Source organism: Streptomyces sp. NPDC127084, from assembly GCF_042724175.1.
Lineage (GTDB): Bacteria > Actinomycetota > Actinomycetes > Streptomycetales > Streptomycetaceae > Streptomyces.
The window spans coordinates 1-17,468 of the sequence record NZ_JBHXFA010000031.1 but is presented as its reverse complement, the minus strand read 5'-3'; the positions used below and the strand labels follow the sequence as shown (position 1 = coordinate 17,468).

The 17,468-nt window shown below is 71.6% G+C and carries 20 protein-coding genes; 12 read left to right on the top strand and 8 right to left on the bottom strand.

What is annotated here, in order from left to right:
- Positions 1-198: 198 nt before the first annotated feature.
- Together ACFWI9_RS10240 and ACFWI9_RS10235 are read right to left on the bottom strand one after the other, a co-directional pair.
- A complete protein-coding gene (locus ACFWI9_RS10240; RefSeq protein WP_387160492.1) occupies positions 199-504 on the bottom strand; it encodes a hypothetical protein in 306 nt (101 codons plus the stop codon).
- A gap of 48 nt (positions 505-552) precedes the next feature.
- Complete coding sequence (locus ACFWI9_RS10235; protein ID WP_387160491.1) at positions 553-1,443, bottom strand: CHRD domain-containing protein; 891 nt, start codon at positions 1,441-1,443, stop codon at positions 553-555.
- Positions 1,444-1,556: 113 nt separating this feature from the next.
- On the opposite strand from ACFWI9_RS10235, the gene ACFWI9_RS10230 reads away from it, so the two are divergent.
- Both ACFWI9_RS10230 and ACFWI9_RS10225 read left to right on the top strand, forming a co-directional pair.
- Complete coding sequence (locus tag ACFWI9_RS10230; protein ID WP_387160490.1) at positions 1,557-2,000, top strand: SRPBCC family protein; 444 nt, start codon at positions 1,557-1,559, stop codon at positions 1,998-2,000.
- A 26-nt stretch (positions 2,001-2,026) separates the two neighbouring features.
- A complete protein-coding gene (locus ACFWI9_RS10225; RefSeq protein WP_338676970.1) occupies positions 2,027-2,290 on the top strand; it encodes a DUF1876 domain-containing protein in 264 nt (87 codons plus the stop codon).
- A 194-nt stretch (positions 2,291-2,484) separates the two neighbouring features.
- Here ACFWI9_RS10225 and ACFWI9_RS10220 read toward each other — a convergent pair whose 3' ends face one another.
- Both ACFWI9_RS10220 and ACFWI9_RS10215 read right to left on the bottom strand, forming a co-directional pair.
- Entirely contained in the window at positions 2,485-2,775 is a 291-nt protein-coding gene (locus ACFWI9_RS10220; protein ID WP_387160487.1) for an acylphosphatase, read from the bottom strand.
- 61 nt (positions 2,776-2,836) lie between these two features.
- Complete coding sequence (locus ACFWI9_RS10215) at positions 2,837-3,850, bottom strand: tetratricopeptide repeat protein (RefSeq protein ID WP_387160485.1); 1,014 nt, start codon at positions 3,848-3,850, stop codon at positions 2,837-2,839.
- Between the two features lie 143 nt (positions 3,851-3,993).
- Between ACFWI9_RS10215 and ACFWI9_RS10210 the strand changes: the two genes are divergently transcribed.
- The 4 genes from ACFWI9_RS10210 (at position 3,994) to ACFWI9_RS10195 (ending at position 7,095) form a co-directional block, all read left to right on the top strand.
- Positions 3,994-4,731, top strand: coding sequence for a class E sortase (locus ACFWI9_RS10210; RefSeq protein ID WP_387160483.1), 738 nt, complete (start codon positions 3,994-3,996; stop codon positions 4,729-4,731).
- Positions 4,732-4,883: 152 nt separating this feature from the next.
- The gene (locus tag ACFWI9_RS10205) at positions 4,884-5,195 is read left to right on the top strand and encodes a DUF6412 domain-containing protein (RefSeq protein ID WP_387160482.1); all 312 of its coding nucleotides are present in this window, start codon (positions 4,884-4,886) and stop codon (positions 5,193-5,195) included.
- A gap of 190 nt (positions 5,196-5,385) precedes the next feature.
- Positions 5,386-6,111, top strand: a complete 726-nt coding sequence (locus ACFWI9_RS10200) for a YidC/Oxa1 family membrane protein insertase (protein WP_387160548.1) — start codon at positions 5,386-5,388, stop codon at positions 6,109-6,111.
- A gap of 123 nt (positions 6,112-6,234) precedes the next feature.
- Positions 6,235-7,095, top strand: a complete 861-nt coding sequence (locus ACFWI9_RS10195) for a fumarylacetoacetate hydrolase family protein (RefSeq protein ID WP_387160480.1) — start codon at positions 6,235-6,237, stop codon at positions 7,093-7,095.
- A 69-nt stretch (positions 7,096-7,164) separates the two neighbouring features.
- On the opposite strand, the gene ACFWI9_RS10190 is transcribed toward ACFWI9_RS10195, so the two are convergent.
- Positions 7,165-7,641 carry a heme-degrading domain-containing protein gene (locus ACFWI9_RS10190; protein WP_387160478.1) on the bottom strand — a complete coding sequence of 159 codons (477 nt, stop codon included), beginning with the start codon at positions 7,639-7,641 and terminating at the stop codon, positions 7,165-7,167.
- On the bottom strand, positions 7,638-8,729 hold the full coding sequence (locus ACFWI9_RS10185; RefSeq protein ID WP_387160475.1) for a Gfo/Idh/MocA family oxidoreductase: 1,092 nt from the start codon (positions 8,727-8,729) through the stop codon (positions 7,638-7,640). Before ACFWI9_RS10185 ends, ACFWI9_RS10190 begins: the two co-directional genes overlap by 4 nt.
- Positions 8,730-8,784: 55 nt before the next feature.
- On the opposite strand from ACFWI9_RS10185, the gene ACFWI9_RS10180 reads away from it, so the two are divergent.
- The 3 genes from ACFWI9_RS10180 to ACFWI9_RS10170 all read left to right on the top strand — a co-directional run bounded on the left by ACFWI9_RS10180 (position 8,785) and on the right by ACFWI9_RS10170 (position 12,891).
- On the top strand, positions 8,785-10,137 hold the full coding sequence (locus ACFWI9_RS10180; RefSeq protein ID WP_387160473.1) for an ROK family transcriptional regulator: 1,353 nt from the start codon (positions 8,785-8,787) through the stop codon (positions 10,135-10,137).
- A gap of 142 nt (positions 10,138-10,279) precedes the next feature.
- Positions 10,280-11,131: a hypothetical protein gene (locus tag ACFWI9_RS10175; protein ID WP_387160471.1), complete on the top strand. Its 852-nt coding sequence runs from the start codon at positions 10,280-10,282 to the stop codon at positions 11,129-11,131.
- 209 nt (positions 11,132-11,340) lie between these two features.
- A complete protein-coding gene (locus tag ACFWI9_RS10170; RefSeq protein WP_387160469.1) occupies positions 11,341-12,891 on the top strand; it encodes an alkaline phosphatase family protein in 1,551 nt (516 codons plus the stop codon).
- A 74-nt stretch (positions 12,892-12,965) separates the two neighbouring features.
- Here ACFWI9_RS10170 and ACFWI9_RS10165 read toward each other — a convergent pair whose 3' ends face one another.
- A complete protein-coding gene (locus ACFWI9_RS10165) occupies positions 12,966-13,745 on the bottom strand; it encodes an HAD-IIA family hydrolase (RefSeq protein ID WP_387160468.1) in 780 nt (259 codons plus the stop codon).
- 177 nt (positions 13,746-13,922) lie between these two features.
- On the opposite strand from ACFWI9_RS10165, the gene ACFWI9_RS10160 reads away from it, so the two are divergent.
- The 3 genes from ACFWI9_RS10160 to ACFWI9_RS10150 all read left to right on the top strand — a co-directional run bounded on the left by ACFWI9_RS10160 (position 13,923) and on the right by ACFWI9_RS10150 (position 16,467).
- A complete protein-coding gene (locus ACFWI9_RS10160) occupies positions 13,923-14,624 on the top strand; it encodes a hypothetical protein (RefSeq protein ID WP_387160467.1) in 702 nt (233 codons plus the stop codon).
- A gap of 5 nt (positions 14,625-14,629) precedes the next feature.
- Entirely contained in the window at positions 14,630-15,304 is a 675-nt protein-coding gene (locus ACFWI9_RS10155) for a class F sortase (protein WP_387160465.1), read from the top strand.
- Between the two features lie 107 nt (positions 15,305-15,411).
- The gene (locus ACFWI9_RS10150) at positions 15,412-16,467 is read left to right on the top strand and encodes a glycoside hydrolase family 6 protein (protein ID WP_387160463.1); all 1,056 of its coding nucleotides are present in this window, start codon (positions 15,412-15,414) and stop codon (positions 16,465-16,467) included.
- Between the two features lie 61 nt (positions 16,468-16,528).
- Here the strand turns inward: ACFWI9_RS10150 and ACFWI9_RS10145 are convergent.
- The coding region (locus ACFWI9_RS10145; RefSeq protein ID WP_387160461.1) for a galactose oxidase-like domain-containing protein at positions 16,529-17,468 on the bottom strand (940 nt) is incomplete at its 5' end.

Here is a 17,468-nt window from a genome sequence, read left to right as displayed (position 1 = left end):
GCGCGTGGGGCGCGCGCGCGCGCGGGGCGCGACACAACACCACCCAGCCCGCGGGTGGGGCGCGCTCTCACCCCCCCCGCAGCCCGCCCCCCCCCCCCCCCTCCAAGGGGGGAGTTGCCTATCGATACGCAGAGGAACGCCCTCGTGTTCAAAGGGAGTTCAGCCTGGTTCAGAAGAACTCAGCGGACTCAGCGGGGCTCACAGTGAATTCGAGCGGGTGACCGCCCAGGAGGCGAGGGCCATACCGCCGGCCACCGTGAACACGGCCGGCCACGCGCCCAGCTTCTTCGCCAGCGGATGCGACCCGGCGAAAGCGGCGACATAGGCGGCGCCCAGTCCGGCCGCCGCCCTGCCTCCGGCCTCCCACTGCCACTGAAGCGCGGCGGCGGCTCCCGCGGCGGCCAGCGCGACCCCGCCGAGCGGCCGCTTCCCGGTCCAGCGGGCGATTCCGTATCCGCCGATGAGTCCGCTCGCCGCGACCGCCGCTGACGGGATCCTGGCCATGGGGTGCCGCCCTTCTCCGGGTGTTCGTTCGAGTGCCCGGCCCCGAGCTCAGGCGAGCTGTCCGCGCACGGCCCCGTCGGGGAACTCCGCCGTGTGGAGATTGGCGTAGTAGTCCCGCGGGTTGTCCTGGACCCGCTTCACCGCGGCGCCGTCCAAACCCTCCAGACGCCCGGACACGGCGAAGATCCCGTCCGGCACCGGCCGGTTGAAGAAGTCGAAGACGACATCGCCGTTCCGGCCCGGGCCGCCCTTGTGGAGATGCCCCTTGGACGGGCTCTGGATGTTGAACCAGGCGTACGCGTATGCGATCGCCGTCCCCCCGTCGGGACGCAGCTCGGCCAGAGCCAGTCCGTCCGGGTCCCCCACCTTCGACGGGTCGCTCTTCGGCACCTCCTGGCCGCCGCTGGCGAGCGTCCGCAGCGCACCGGCACCGGCACCGGCGGCCTTGCGGGCTTCCAGCGGACCGATGCTCCGTCGCAGCGGGGTGAGCCGGCCCGCCATGGACCCGCCCGGCAGCTGTGCGCCATGGAGGTCGACGGTCCAGCCGGAGGGGTTGACCAGGATCCGCCGGGCCAGCCCCGGATCGTTGATCGCGACCTGTCCGGCCGCTGCTCGTACCGTGTCGGGCATCGCGGATCCGAACAACCGCACCTTCGCGGGGGGCTTCTTGCCGGCGTGCCCGTCCGCGCGGCGGGCGCCGTCCCCGTCACCCTCGTGGAGATGGGCGTACTCCGGCACGAAGCCGTTCCAGCGGAGCACGAAGACGACCCGGTCGGCGGTGACGGTGACGACGGCGACCGCCGTGCTGTCCCGGACACCGGCGAGGGTGGCGGCGAAGCTCACCGGGACACCGGCGACCGGACCCGCGTGCGCCGCGGGAGCAGCACCCGCGACACCCGCCACCATCACCGCGGACACGACTACAGGAAGACGCTTCATGCGCCTCACAACGGCGATCACCGCACGCGGGACACGTACCGGCCGCCGCCCTGTCCGCCGTTGCGGTGAAGCGCCCCGGAACGCACCCTGGAAACAGAGACAGGGAGATCGCCATGCCCACTCTCGAGGAACAGATCGACATCACGGCACCAGGTGCCGTGGTCTGGGACCATCTGCACCAGGTGGAGGACTATCCCCGCTTCGTCGGAGGAGTCCGCGAAGCCCGGCGCGAAGGCGCGTCGGGCATCCATATGGATCTGGAGGGCACCCGGGGCCGCGTCCACGGAATCGACGCCGCCACCGAGGACCTCCGGCCCCGGGAAACGATGACCTGTAGGACCGTGGACGCCCCGCACCTCAGCGGCTCCGTCTCGCTCCTCCCGCTCGACGCGACCCATACGAGGGTCCAGCTGCGGATGGAGTACGACCCGGGCGAGGCGCACGACACCTTCGGCGGCCCCACAGGGTTCGCCCAGTCGGCAGCCTTCGAACGGACCGTCCGGCAGGACCTCCGCCAGTTCAAGGACCTGGTGGAACTCGCACACCCCGCTCAGTAACGCCCGTACGGCGAAGGTGATCCGTCATGACGCAGCACTGGAACATCGACCTCTCGTTCGAGGAAGACGGGACTCGGACCGCCTGCAAGGCCTCCCTCAGCGGCCCCGACGCCCCCGGCGTCCAGGGGCTCGGCATAGCGAGGCGCAGCCCGAGCGACACCCCGGACCCGAAGATCGGCGAGGAACTGGCAGCCGCCCGCGCCTGCTCGAAGCTGGCTCACGAACTGGTGGACCGCGCGGCGGCGGACGTGGAAGGCCACACCCACCGCCCGGCCGATATCGCGATGTGAACCGGCCTGACCGACCTGGACCTGACCGACTCAGCCGTCGGGACGGAACTGGCCGAACTGGCTGCCCGCCAAGGGCCGGACGCAGCCGCTCCGGCCCTTGGCGCCGCACGGGGCCGTACGGAGGTCCCCGTCAACGCTCAGGCCCGTGGCTCAGGCCCCCTCAGCGGCCCGCCGTACCCAGGCCCTCCCGGGCCTCATCCCTCCGGCCTCGGCGCCGTCACCCGCACCTCGAAGCCCTCGATCCCCTGCGGCTCCTCATCCGCGACCTCCACCCGCCGCACCTCCGCCGTCGGAGGCCCCTCCCGCGTCCACCGCACCACCGTCTCCACGGCGTCCGGCTCCCCCTCGAACACCGCCTCCACGTTCCCGTTGGCGAGATTCCGCACCCACCCGGACACCCCGTACTCCCGGGCCACCCGCCGGCAGGTGTCCCGGTAGAACACACCCTGGACCTGGCCTGACACGATCACGCGCTTCCGCACCATGCCCGGATGGTACGAGCCCCACCCACCCCGCACGGGCGGTACACACCCGGTGCGTCGGCTCTCAGGCTCCTTGGAGCCGGTTGGCGCCGTGGCACTGCCCGTATGCCGCCCCGGTCCCGCACCAGCAGTCCGCCCCCCTCGCCGGAGGCCAGGGCACCGCGCGTCCGCGGGCGGCCAGGGTGGTGGCGTACTGGGGGAGCAGGTTGGGGTCCTCGGGAGAGGTCGCCTCGGAGGCGGCGAAGGCCTCGTAGGAGGGGACCGTGCCGGTGACGATGCCCAGGTTGCCGGTGCCGGCGGTGGAGAGGTCGCGCAGGGCGGATTCGATGGCGGTGAGGTGGGTGTCGTGGCCCGGGTACTCCACTGTCAGCGCCGGGTAGGCGGCGAGGAGTTCGCTGAGTTCCGAGGTCGGCCAGTGGAGTACGGCGACCGGGAAGGGGCGGGAGAGGGCCGCGCGGTAGGTGCCCAGTTCCGTGCGCAGGCGGGCGATTTCGGCGCGGAGTTCGGTGGGGTCGGACGAACCGAGGGCCCACAGGCGGTTCGGGTCGTGCAGTTCGTCCAGGGGAACGGCCGCCGTGTGGAGGCGGTCGGCCAGGGTGTCCCAGTCGTCGTGGGGGAGGGCGAGTAGACGGCGTACGCGATGGCGGCCGGTGAGGAGGGACCGGGTGGGGTAGGGGATCTCGTCGTCCGGGGCGATGAGCCGGGAGACGGCGGTGGTGAAGGCCTCGTGGGCCGCGTCCAGCTCGTCGTGGGCCTCCAGGGTCTCGGCGATAATCTCCCACGGGCCCGCGTCGTCGGGGGCGGCCACACGGATGCCCTCGATGAGCGCCCGGGCCTCGGCCTCATGGCCGTACTCCCACAGGTTCGCGGCCTGCAGTGCCTTGATCAGTTGGGGATTGTCGGGGGCGTCCGCGAGCAGGCCGTCGTACAGGCCGGTCGCGCGGGCGCGGTCGCCCGACAGTTCCAGATGGGCCGCGGCTTGGAGCAGCAGCGGTTCACGGTCCTCGGGGTACTGCTCCGCGGTGCGCAGCAGACGCTCGGCTTCGGTGGTGTGGTCGGCAGGCGTGTCGGGGCGCATGTAGCACACCGTACTGCCGCGGGGCCGTGGCGCCGTAGGCCCCTTCACGGACCTGGTGGGTTGGCGGCGCTGCCCCTATCGTGCGGCTCGTGCGGATACCCGTGGGCAGGCGGTGCGGGCGGACTCACCGGAGTGGCCGGGTCGTGCTCGCCCGTGGGCTGTGGGTGGCCGCCGAGGCCGCCGTGACCTTGGGCGTCGTCGTCCTGCTCCTTGTCGTGCACCAGCTCTGGTGGACCAACCGGCAGGCCGCCGAGGGCGCGCTCCGCCAGGTGCGGGTCCTGGAGCGGGAGTGGGAGGGCAGCAGTCCTGCGGAGGAGCAAAATCCTGCGACCGCTGCGGACGGTCGGGACGGCGGGGGCGGTGCGGTGGTACCCGACTCCTCTGAGACGGACGGCGGGACGGCGTCGGCGCACCGCCGGACGCCCCGCTGGGAGCAGGCGTACGCCATCCTGCGCATCCCCCGGCTGGGACTGGTCGCCCCGGTCGCCGAAGGCACGGCGAAGCGCGGTGTACTCGACAAGGGATATGTCGGGCACTACGCCGGGACCGCACAGCCGGGGCAGCCCGGGAACTTCGCGGTCGCCGGGCACCGCAACACCCACGGTGAGCCGTTCCGATACCTCAACCGGCTGCGGGCGGGCGACGCCGTCGAGGTCGAGACGCGTGACGCCGTTTTCACCTACCGGGTCGACCAGCGGCTGCCGCAGACCTCCGCGGGGGACGGCGGAGTGATCGCCGCCGTCCCGCGGAGCGGGGTGAAGCCCGCGTACGGGTACGGCGAGCCCGGCCACTACCTGACCATGACCACGTGCACGCCCGAGTACACGTCGAGGTACCGGCTCGTGGTGTGGGGGAGGCTCGCCTCGGCGCGACCACGCTGACGTATCCGGCTGGCCGGCCGCGAAGCCCGCAGGCACCGGGCGATGCGAGTTTTCCACAGGGGAACCGGCGATCGATTTCGCTCGTGTATAACGAGTGAAGGTCCGTATCACCCGTACGGAGTGATGGCGAAGCCCGGGAGGAGGTGGCGACCATGACCGGACGTACGTGGCGCATGGCGCAGCCGCTCGTGCTGCTCCTGTTCATCCTCGTCGCGGTGTTCCTGTCCGAGGGCATCGGTCTGTCCCTCGCCGTCGCGCTCGCCGCCACGGCCGCCGTCGGCGCCGCCCTCGTGGTCTGTGCGCTGGTGCTCTCTCGATCGGTGCCGCGCGTTCCGCGGACGCGAATACGTACCGCGATACGGGACCGTGAGCAGCGCACCGCCTTCCTGTCGCAGCGCGACCCCGACTCCTCGGGTCGCATCAGGCCCCGGGCCCCGGGCCGTTCGTGCACGACGGCCGCGTAGGGGCAGCTGACCACTTCGTCCACTCTCGGAACCAGCGCTTTGGGTTCCGGATCCCGGGTGCCTCTTCGCGTGCCGTCATGCCGAGCTGACTGCTTCTTTCCGGCACGACGGGACCCGGAGGGCCTCCTTGTCCGCTTTCAATGATTTCCCTGCTTTCACTACTTCCTCTGCGTTCGCGCAATTCGATTCCCTGACTTCTGCTTTCGCCTCGCTGGTCGGGCAGCTCGCCGGCCTTGTCGAGCCGGTGTTCCAGGGGACCGCGACCGCCGTCGCGGTCGTCCTGTTCACGGCGCTGGTGCGGCTCGCCGTCCTGCCGCTCTCGCGGGCCGCCGCGCGGGGGCAGAAGGCCCGGGCCCGGCTCGCGCCGCGGATCGCCGCGCTGCGTGCGAAGCACGGCCGGAATCCGGAGCGGCTCCGGCAGGCCGTTCTGGAGCTGCACGCCGAGGAGAAGGTGTCACCGCTGTCGGGGCTGATCCCGAGCCTGATCCAGGCGCCGGCGTTCCTCCTGCTCTATCAGGTGTGCGCCGGGGGTGGCGTGGGCGGGGAGCTGTTCGGCGCCCCGATGGGCGGGCGGTGGCTGGAAGTGCTCGGGGACGGCGGGGTGTTCGGATCCGCGGGGCTGGTGTATCTGGGGCTGTTCGCGATCGTGGGTGCCGTGGCCGCGTTCGGCTTTGTGCGCACCCGACGGCAGTTCGCGGCGGCGGCGACCGCCGCCTCGGCTCAGCCGGACCCGCCGGGCATGGGGGTCGTGACGAAGGTGATGCCGTTGCTCTCGTTCGTCACCCTCGTCACGGTGGCCGTGGTGCCTCTGGCGGCGGCTCTGTATGTCGTCACCAGCACCGTCTGGAGCGCGGCGGAGCGGGCGATCCTGTACCGGGGCATGCCCGAGGCCGCGTCGCCGGCTACCGGCGGGTAAGGGTCCAGTCCGTGAAAGGGGGCTTGCAGGGGGCTTCGGGGCCTTGGAGGATCAGCTGAACCTCCGGTGGCCGCACCCATCGGCCGGGCCTGTTGGGAAGACTTCGACCACAGGGAGAAGGCCATGAAACTGCTGCGTGTCGGACCGGTGGGGGCGGAGCGTCCCGCGTTGCTCGACCGGGACGGGGTGACGCTGAGGGATCTGTCCGCGCTGGTCGCCGATATCGACGGGCCGCTGCTCGCCGACTATGCCGCGCTGGACCGGATCAGGGCGGCGGAGGAAGCGGGCGTGCTGCCCGTGGTCGACGCGGCCGGACTGCGCACGGGCCCGCCGCTGGCGCGCGTCGGCAAGGTGGTGTGCATCGGACTGAACTACCACGGCCATGCGGCCGAGACCGGTGCCACGGCTCCTACGGAGCCGGTCGTCTTCCTCAAGGCGGCCGACACTGTCGTGGGCCCTGATGACATCGTGCTGGTGCCGCGCGGCGGGGCGAAGACGGACTGGGAGGTGGAGTTGGCGGTCGTCATCGGAAGGACCGCCCGCTACCTCGAGTCGGACGGTGAGGCGCTCGCCTGCGTCGCGGGCTATGCGGTGGCCCACGACATATCGGAGCGCGCCTTCCAGCTCGAGCACGGGGGCACCTGGGACAAGGGCAAGAACTGCGAGACGTTCAACCCGCTCGGGCCCTGGCTGGTGACAAGGGACGAGGTCCCCGATCCTCAGGCGCTGACGCTTCGGCTCTGGGTGAACGGTGAGCTGAAGCAGCACGGGTCCACCGCCGACCAGATCTTCCCGGTGGCCGAAGTTGTCCGCTATGTCAGCCACTTCATGACCCTGTATCCCGGGGACGTGGTCAACACCGGCACACCCGCCGGTGTGGCGATGGGGCAGCCGGAGCCCAAGCCGTATCTGAAGGCGGGCGATGTGGTCGAGCTGGAGATCGACGGGCTGGGCCGCCAGCGGCAGGAGTTGAAGGACGTGTGACGGCCGGCGAAGCCCTGACGGGCGAGCGAGCCGCGGAGGCGGTGCGGGGGATTCACCGCCTCCGCGGCGTCAGGGGGTGGTCAGGCGGGTCAGCGCCTCGACCACCATCGCGTGGTCCTCGACCTGGGGAAGGCCGGAAACCGTGACCGTACCGATGACGCCCGCGCCGTCGACGTGGACGGGGAACGAGCCCCCATGGGCCGCGTACTGGTCCGGGTCGAGGCGGGACGACGCCTCGAACGTGGTGCCCCTGGCCCGGAATCTGCTGCCCACCAGGAGGGAGCTTTCGCCGTAACGCTCCACGACGCGGCGCTTGCGGTCGATCCAGGCGTCGTTGTCGGCCGATGTGCCGGGCAGCGCACAGTGGAAGAGCTGCTGCGGGCCGCGGCGGATGTCGATGGTGACGGGGGCCTGCCGTTCCCGTGCGAGCTCGACGAGCACGGTCCCGAGCCGCCAGGCGTCGTCATGGGTGAAGCGGTGGAGCGTCAGTCGCCGCTCCTGGGCCTCCAGTTCGGCGGTGGCCGGGGCACCGGGGAGTCCGCTCATGAGCCCAGCTCCACCGTGATGCCCTCCTCGGCGGAGCGGCGGGCCGCCTCCAGGACGTCAAGCGCCGCGGCGGCCTCCTCGGCGGTGACCGGGGGCGGGGTGCCGTCGCGCAGCGCCTTCGCGATCGCGGTGTAGTAGGCGGGGTAGTCGCCCGGCAGGGTCTCGACCGGGCGTCCGCCCCCGGTGAGCGGGGACTCACCGGAACCGATCCGGCCTCGCAGCCGCTCGGGCTCCACACCCCAGCAGGGGTCGCCGGACTGCGGGCGCCTGCCGTCCCGCAGGGCGGCCTCCTGTGGGTCGAGGCCGTACTTGACGTACCCGGCCGCCGAGCCGAGGACCCGGAAACGCGGGCCGAGCTGGGCGGCGGTGGCGCTCATGTACAGATGCGAGCGCACGCCGTTCGCATGGGTGACGGCGATGAAGGTGTCGTCGTCCGCCTGGGCGCCGGGGCGGCGTACGTCGGACTCCGCGTACACCCGGACAGCCGGGCCGAACAGGACCAGCGCCTGGTCGACCACATGGCTGCCGAGGTCGTACAGCAGCCCGCCGAACTCCTCGGGGGAGCCCGACTCGCGCCAGCCGCCCTTGAGCTGGGGGCGCCAGCGCTCGTAACGGGACTCGAAGCGCAGGATGTCGCCGAGTTCGCCGCCGTCGATCAGCCCGCGCACGGTGCGGAAGTCGTTGTCCCAGCGGCGGTTCTGGAACACCGAAAGCAGCAGACCGCGCTCCCGGGCGAGAGCGCCGAGGGCGCGCGCTTCGGCGGCCGTACCGGCGATCGGCTTGTCCACGACCACCGGGAGACCGGCCTCGAGAGCGGCGGTCGCCACCGGGACATGGGTCTTGTTGGGGGAGGCGATCACGATCAGGTCGAGTTCCCCCGCGCGGGACCACAGCTCCTCGGGAGCGGCGGCGAAGCACACCCCCGGATACGCGGCCCGTGCCTGCTCGCGGCGCTCCTCGCTCGACGTCACGACGGTGTCGAGGGCGAGGTCCGCGGTCGACGCGATCAGGGGGGCATGGAAGACCGACCCGGCAAGGCCGTAGCCGACGAGGCCGACGCGCAGGGGGGAAGAGATGCGGCGAATCACGCCTCCACTTAAGCAACGCTGTTGCCAAACTTCAAGCGGTGGGCACAATGGAAGGGTGAGGGTGAACTGGGCCAGGGCGATCGGCGCGACAGGAGAGGCCGCCGGTGCGGCTGCGGGCGGGGGGCAGGGCACGCCCGGGAGCGCGGGAGCGGCGGGCGGCTGGGGCGTCGGCCCCGGCGTGAATCTGCCCCTGCTGCGCAACCACAACGCCGCACTGGTGCTCGATCTGCTGCGTACGGCGGGTGAGGACGGCATAAGCCGACTGGAGCTCGCGGAGCGCACCGGTCTCACCCCTCAGGCCGTCAGCAAGATCATGGCCCGGCTCCGGGACGAGCGGCTGGTCACCGAGGCAGGTCGGCGTGCCTCGACCGGAGGCAAGCCGCGCACGGTGCTCCGGCTGATTCCATCGGCGGCGTACGCGGTCGGGGTGCAGATGGACCGGGACGAGCTGACCGTGGTCCTGCTGGATCTGGCCGGTGCGCAGGTCGCCAGCCGGGCGGTCACAGCCGACCTCGGCGCCGGTCCGGACGCCGTGACCGGACGGATCGCCGACCAGGTACGGGCCCTGCTGACCGACGCCCTGGCCGGCACGGCGGCGGATGCGGATGCGGCTGGGGCTGGGGATGTGGCGTCGGCTGCGGCCGGGGAGACTGACGCGGCTGTGAGCGCCGTGGGCGCGAGCGTCACGGACGTGGTCGCTGACGAGGAGCCGGAGCGGGGGCGGGTGCCGAGCAGCGGTCCCTTCGCGCGCGTGCTCGGAGTGGGCCTTGCCATGCCCGGGCCCCTCGACCACCGCACCGGCGTGCCCTTGCGCGTCACCGGCTACCCGGAGTGGGACGGCTACCGGCTGCGCGACGAACTGGCCCGGAGGCTGGGCCTCCCGGTCGTCCTGGACAAGGACACCAACGCCGCCGCCCTCGGGCTGCTGCTGCGCGGAGAGGTCGGGGACTTCGCCTATCTGCATCTGGGGACGGGTATCGGAGCCGGTCTCGTGCTGGACGGGGCGCTGTACCGGGGAGCGCAGACCGGAGCCGGTGAGTTCGGCCACCAGGTCGTGCACTTCGACGGGCCGCGGTGCGCCTGCGGCAAGAACGGCTGTATCGAGGCGATGTGCATGGCCGCCGCCGAGCGCGGTGACATCCCCGAAGCCGCGCGGTTGCTCGGTATCGGTGTGGCCAATCTGGCGGAGTTGCTCGACATCGAGCAGGTGCTGCTCGGCGGACGGGTCGTCGCCGCCGCCGAGGCGGAGTTCGTACGGGGAGTGCGGTCCTCGCTCTCCTCCCGCCACCGGGTGCTGGTGGCTCCGGCGGGAGGCGGCGCCTACCGGGTCGCCGAAGGCGCGGCCCAGATGGTGCTCGCTCCGGTGTTCGGGCGAGCCGAGGTGGCTTTCGTGTCGTACCCGGGCTGACTGCCGGAGCGGCATGGGAGCGTGGGCCGACCGGGCGTAATGATGTGACTGTCCGACTGGATAGGTGTGGTGTTCCCTTGGCGGCGGGCCCGCACATGGCAGCGTCGTGCCCGCACGCTGCCCCCGGAGCGAAGGGTCCCCCATGCGAATGCGCCGCGCCCTCGCCGCCGGATCTGCCGCCGCCGTGATCACGCACGCGGCTCTGTTCGCGGTCTGCACCGGCCAGGCATCGGCCGCCGCTACCCCTTCTCCGTCGCCCGAGCCGTTCTGCGGCGACGTACGCGCCCAGGGCCTGCCCATCGGCACCAGCATCGAGGGCGGTCCGGCCTCCTACCGGGCCGGCTCCGGTTACGGGCAGTTCTCCGTCGTACTGGCGAACACCACGGCCCAGTCCTGTGTGCACATCCATCCCGTCCTCGTCCTCACCGGACGGGACCACGCACTCACCCCCGCCCAGATCCGGATGGAGTTCCTGGACGAGGCGCAGGGGACATGGCGCCCCGTCACCTTTGTGGCGACCGACCAGGGGGAGGCGGTGGGGGCGTTCGGAGGCTCGAAGGGTGCCGAGAAGACGCCGGCAGCCGCAGAGTTCGAGGGCTTCGCCATCGCCGCCCGCAGCAGGGTCACCGTGTCCGTGCGCCTCGCCTTCCCCGCCCCGGGCACCCTCGCCGACGCGGTCGTGGCCAACGCCGCCGTGGTCCAGCGCCGGGGCGCCGACGGTGACTGGGTGGGGGAGTCGGCGGACTACTCGTTCAGTCTGCTGGCGTCCGGCGAGCCGCGGCCCCCGACTCCGCCGCAGACCCCGTCCGGCACCCCGTCCGACTCCCCGTCCGGCCCCGCGACCAGCAGCGGCGCCGCCACTCCGGACCCCGACGAACTCGCCCAGACCGGCAGCCGTGCCGGCATCGGTGTCATGGCCGCCATCGCCGCCCTGCTCACCGCCGCGGGCATGCTCCTCACCGGCGCCCACCAGGTGCGCACCAGACGCCACTGACGAGGCCCGGCCGCCGTTCACCGCCGGCCATGTCGCCGACCGGAATCCGGGAGTTCACCACCTGTCCCTGGTGCCCCGGGGACTATCGCGCAAGGATGACGGGCTACGTACCAACGCCCCTGCTCCGGCAGGGGCGTTGGGCTGAGCGCGATATACCGAGCCCAGAGTCCACAGTCCGCAGGTCACCACACTCCGACGGAGGAACCCCGATGCCGACCCCCGGCATTCCCCGCCGTACCGTGCTCACCGCAGGCGCCGCGACCGCGGCGGTCGCCGCCACGACCGCAGCATCCCTCGCCACCGCCCCCGCCGCCCATGCGGCGGCGCCCACCCTCCCGAACGGCACCAGCAAGGACAAGGTGCTCGTGATCGGCATGGACGGGCTGCGCCATGACCGGATCGACGCCGCCGACGCTCCGCACCTCAAGTCGATGATGGCGAACGGCACGTACGGCACGTCCCTGCTCTACTCCTACCCGATGGCCGCGACCTCCTCCGGCCCCGGCTGGTCCACCATCTCCACCGGTGTCTGGCCCGACAAGCACGGCGTACGGGACAACACCTTCATCGGCAGGAACTACGGCAAGTACCCCGGCTTCCTCGCCCGCCTCGCGCAGGTGCGCCCGGAGCTGTCGACGTACGCCGCCGTCGACTGGAAGCCCCTGGACACCCAGGGCACGGTCACCCCGGGCGCCGATGCCAAGCTCGTCCTGGACGGCGACGCGGGCGGCTACGCGGTCCATGACGCCGCCATCGCCGCCGAGACCGAAGCGGTTCTGCGGTACCAGAATCCCGATGTCCTCTTCGTGTACTTCGGAGAGACCGACGTGGTCGCACACAGCCTGGGCACCGGTCAGAAGTACCTGGAGGCCATCGCCGTCCAGGACGCGTACGTAGGCCGCCTCCTCGCCGCCGTCAAGGCCCGCCCGACCTACGCCACCGAGCGCTGGACCGTGATCGTCGCCACCGACCACGGCCACAAGGACGCGGGCGGCCACGGCGGCAGCTCCATCGAGGAGCGGCGTACCTTCGTCCTCGCCCAGGGCCCGGGGATCGCAGCCGGTGCACGCCCCATCGACACCCGGCTCGTCGATGTCGCCGCGACCGTCTTCAGGCAACTGGGGATCACCCCGGATTCCGCCTGGGGCCTGGACGGCAAGCCCATCCAGGAGCGTTCCGCCGATCCGTTCGACACGCTCCAGTCCTCCCTCACCCCACGGGTGGACGAGACCGGGATCCCGGCGTCGGTGCTCGGCTTCACCCACACCGCCCCCAGCGGCTGGTCCGTCATCAACAACGCGATGGGCACCGGCGGGGTGGCCGAGTGGCGCGGCTGGACGTTCGCCACCGACGAGTTCTGGTCCCGCACCCACCGCGACCAGTGGCGCGAACTCAACGTCCGCGCCCGGGGCGTCTTCGCGGTCGCCGACTCCGATGAGTGGGACGACAAGTCCAACTCGGGCGGTTATGACTCGACGCTGGTCAGCCCGGCGTACGACGTGCGGGGCGCGGGCACGGCACGGCTCGACTTCACCACCCTCTACCGCCAGGAAGGCGGTCAGACCGCCCAGATCCTGGTCTCCTTCAACGGCGGTACGCCGACCGTCGTCAAGAGCTATACCTCCGACGTGGTCTCACAGCCGCAGTCGGTCTTCGTCGCCGTCCCGGTCGGCGCCTCCAGTGTGAGTTTCCGTTTCCGGTACACCGGCCGCAACAACTGGTACTGGGTGATCGACGGGGTCAGGGTCGCGGCTGCCTGATCCACCGGGCCGCCCGGGAACTCCCACTCGGGCGGCCCTCCCGTCGGTACATCGGGCGAGACCGGTCCGGCGCGTCAGACAAGCTCGACCAGGTCCGCGATCGAGTCCTTCACATGGGTCGGGCGGTACGGGAACCTGTCGAGGTCCTCCGGCGCGGTGAGTCCGGTGAGCACGAGATACGTCTCCATCCCCGCTTCGAGCCCGGCGAGGATGTCGGTGTCCATCCGGTCGCCGATCATGGCGCTGGTCTCGGAGTGGGCGCCGATGGCGTTGAGGCCGGTGCGCATCATCAGGGGGTTCGGTTTGCCCACGAAGTACGGCTCCTTTCCCGTCGCCTTCGTGATGAGGGCGGCGACCGCGCCCGTGGCGGGGAGCGCGCCCTCCGTGGAAGGGCCGGTCTCGTCCGGGTTCGTCGCGATGAACCGCGCGCCGTTGTTGATCAGGCGCACCGCCCGCGTCATGGCCTCGAACGAATAGGTGCGCGTCTCGCCAAGGATCACGAACTCGGGTTCGGTGTCCGTCAGGATGTATCCCACCTCGTGCAGTGCGGTGGTCAGGCCTGCCTCGCCGATGACGTACGCGGAACCCCCGGGGTGCTGCCGTTCCAGGAACTTCGCGGTCGCGAGCGCCGAGGTCCAGATGTTCTGGGCGGGCACGTCCAGGCCGATCCTGCGCAGTCGCGCGTGCAGGTCACGCGCGGTCTGCATCGAGTTGTTGGTGAGCACCAGAAAAGGGCGGCCGGATTCGCGCAGCTTCTTGATGAAGGTGTCCGCTCCGGGGATGGGGATGCCTTCACGCATCAGCACCCCGTCCATGTCGGTGAGCCACGTTTCGATGGGCTTACGCTCTGCCATTCTGCCGGTCTCCTGTACACGAGCTCTGGCTGAGGGCCGCCGGTACGTCACTGTGCCGGCGGTCCCCAGCGTAACGAGCCCGGCGGCCTGCGGCTTAGCCCATCCGGGGCTCCCGGAGATGCGGAAACGGGCAAACCGCGTGAATCTACTGATACCAGGAGGTTCACAATGCGTTCTGTGCTCATTGCTCTCCGTGTCATAGGTGCTGCCGGCGGCCTGCTGATGCTGGCGTCCACCGCCGGGCCGGCATACGCGGCGTCGGACGGTGGTCGAACCGCCACCGGCTGCGAGGCCGCCGCGCCCGGCACGTATGTCCTGGACGCCGAGATGTCCGGGTTCGGGGGTTCGAGGGGGCCGCTCATCGGGCTCGACTGCGCCAACGGCCGGCAGCACGGCTTGCTGGGCGCGGTCCAGGCGGCGCGGCAGGAGGGCGACGGAGGCGAGAGCCCCAAGCCCCAGCAGAGCTGGAGCCAGAACAAGACCTGGGAGCAGGACGAGAAGAAGACCGGGGGCGACGAGAAGAAGGACCAGAAGAAGGACGACGGGCAGGACCGGAAGAAGCAGTACGAGAAACCTCGCGACAAGCAGGACGAGGGGCGGGACAAGCGCGACGACGGCGGGGACGGCGGGGACGGCGGGGACGGCGGGGACGGTGAATCCGACGACGAACCGGACTCGGACGAGACCCCCTACGCCCCGGTACGGGCCGGTGGCGGCGGTACCGCGACATCCTTCGCCGCCGGCGCCTCCCGCGCCGAACAGCAGGGACCGGGCACCACCCACACCGTGGTCGGGCTGGCCCTGGCCGCTGTGGCCGCGGTGACCATCGCGTTCCGAGGCGTCCGGCGCCGGCGCGCGAACGCGACGGACAAGGACTGACGGCTGTGGGGTCGTCGTCCGACGACGCCGCCCGCGGGGGTGGCGGGCGGCTGCTGACCGGTGTGGCCTGGGTGGTCCTGCTGCTCGGCCTCTGGCTGTGGGGCCGCGGCGCGGCCGACGGGGCGGCGGGCAGCGCCCCCAGGACCGGTGATGTGGCCGCGGTGGGCCGGCCCCCGGGTGTACCGCTGCCGCCCGCGCACGATCCGCTGGAGCCGGCGGGGCCCAGCAGGGTGGAAATCCCCTCGATAGGGGTGAAGGCTCCCGTCGTGATGCGCGGTCTGGACGCTACGGGTGGGATCGAGCCGCCGCCGTACACCGAGGCGGGGGCCGTGGGATGGTTCGGGTCCGGGACCCAGCCGGGCGCGGCGGGCGCGGCGCTTTTCGTGGGCCATGTCGACACCGCCACCGAGCGGGCGGTGTTCTACGACCTCAGCGCGGCCCGCGCCGGACAGAAGATCCGGGTCGCCCGGACCGACGGGTCCGTGGCCGAGTTCACCATCGACGACGTCCAAGTGGTGAGCAGGGAGCGGTTCGACGCCGGCGAGGTGTACGGGGCCAGGCAACCGGGCAGGGCCGAACTCAGGCTGATCACCTGCGGCGGAACGTTCGACCGCGCCACACAGTCCTACACGGCGAACGTGGTGGTCTCGGCCTATCTGACGGACGCCCGCGGGATCTGACAGGATGCGTTCCGGTTGGCCCTGTCCGGTCGGCGTGCCGGATGCGACCCGGCGGTCCGGCCGACTCGGCCGGCACGCACCATGCACGATGCACCAAGGGGGAGTGGATGTACGGCAGTTTCACCGGGCGGACCCGCCGGGGGACGGGGCCCGGAGCGCGGACGCGAGCGGCAGCGATACGCACGATGGGGGCCACGGGGGCCGTGGCGCTCGCGCTGCTGCTGCCGGGGTGCTCGTCCGACGACGGCGGCGACGACCGGCCCCCCATCGCCCAGCAGCCCAAGGCGACGGACCCGTACTGGGTCAACCCGGACGGCAAGGCGGCCCGGCAGCTCGCCGAGTACCGCGAGGGCGGTGACGACAAGAACGCCGCGCTGGTCGAGAAGATCGCCGGGCAGCCGGTCGGCGAGTGGATCGGACCGGACAACCCGGAGGCCGAAGCCAAGGGGTTCACGGAGGCGGCGCGGAAGGCCGACCGTGAAGCCCTGCTGGTGCTCTACAACATCCCGCACCGCGACTGCGGCCAGTACTCCAAGGGCGGTGCCGCCGACGGGAACGCCTACCGCGCGTGGGTCGACGAGGTCGCCAAGGGCATCGGCGACCGGCCCGCCACGGTGGTGCTGGAGCCGGACGCGGTACTGCACCTGGTGGACGGCTGCACCCCGGACGAGTACCACGAGGAGCGCTACGACCTGCTCAAGGGCGCCATCGCCCGGCTCAAGAAGCAGCCCGCCACCAAGGTGTACCTGGACGCGGGCAACGCGGGCTGGTCGCAACCGGACTCCCTCTTCGAGCCGCTCCAGTGGGCCGGGGTCGCCGAGGCCGACGGCTTCTCGGTGAACGTCTCCAACTTCCAGACCACCGCGGCCAGCAAGGACTTCGGCAAGCGGCTGTCGGCCAAGGTCGGCGGCAAGCCCTTCGTGATCGACACCAGCCGCAACGGCAACGGCCCCTACACCCAGGGCGACCCCAAGGAGAACTGGTGCAACCCGCCGGGCCGTGCGCTCGGCGAGCCGCCCACGACGAAGACGGGCGATCCGCTGGTCGCCGCGTATCTCTGGGTCAAGCGGCCGGGGGAGTCGGACGGCGACTGCAAGGGCGGCCCCAAGGCCGGGGACTGGTACCCGGCCTACGCCCTCGAACTGGCCCGCAACACCGAATAGCCGGACAGACGAGTGCCCCCCCAGCCACTGCGGGGGCACCCTTCTGCTGTGGCGGGGAGCCTTACGGGACCTCGACCCACACACCCTCGGACGGCGTGCCCTTGTCGTCGGTCACGAAGAGCATGTACCAGCCGGAAGGTACGAGGGATCGGTTCTTCGGCACAGTGACCTCGAACCCGTCCGCCGTCTTCTCCATCTCCAGTGCGATGGAGCGCTGGTCGACGTCGGTCACGTGCGTGACCGCGCTCGGCCGCATCAGCTTGGCCGACTTGAGCTTCGCCGCCTGCGCGCTCTTGAAGGTGCCCGATGCCCCGCGCTTGATGCTCTCGGGGCCGCCGCTGATCTCCGGGCGGGAGTCCCGGTAGAGGTACGGCGGGGTGTAGATCTCGATCCGCTGCTCGAAAACGCCGGGCTTGGTGTTGGCGGCGTCGGCGAAGAGCGAGTCGGAGCCGAAGATCATCACCCGGCCGTCGGGCAGCAGCACAGAACCCGAGTGGTAGTTGCGGCCCACCTGCGGGTCGGCCACGCGCGTGTACGCGCCGCTCTTCGGGTCGTACGTCCGCGCCTCCAGGATGTTGGAGCCGCCGCGTCCGCGGTAGTCCTCGGAGCCGCCGGTGACGAGCACGGTGTCGTCCGGCAGCAGCGAGGCGCTCGGGTAGCGGGTGCCCTTGTCCAGGGTGGCCCCGTCCTTGAAGCTGGGCTCGTCCTCCTTGAGGTCGACCAGCCGGGACTTCTTGCTGGACTTCTCGGACTCGCCGACCCCGCCACCGCCGATGACCATGAACTTCTGGTCCTGGGCGGGCGGCAGCATGACCGTGGCCGAGGTCTCCAGCTTGTCCGGGTCGCTCATGCCCGGGACCTTCTCGAACGAGTTGTCCTCCAGGTCCCAGACACCCGGGTCGCGGGCGGCGGCGGCCGGGCCGGGACCGGCGGGGGGACCGGAGTAGAAGAGCTTCCCGTTGTCCATCAGGAAGTAAGCCGGCGTGGTAGGGGAGCGCCGC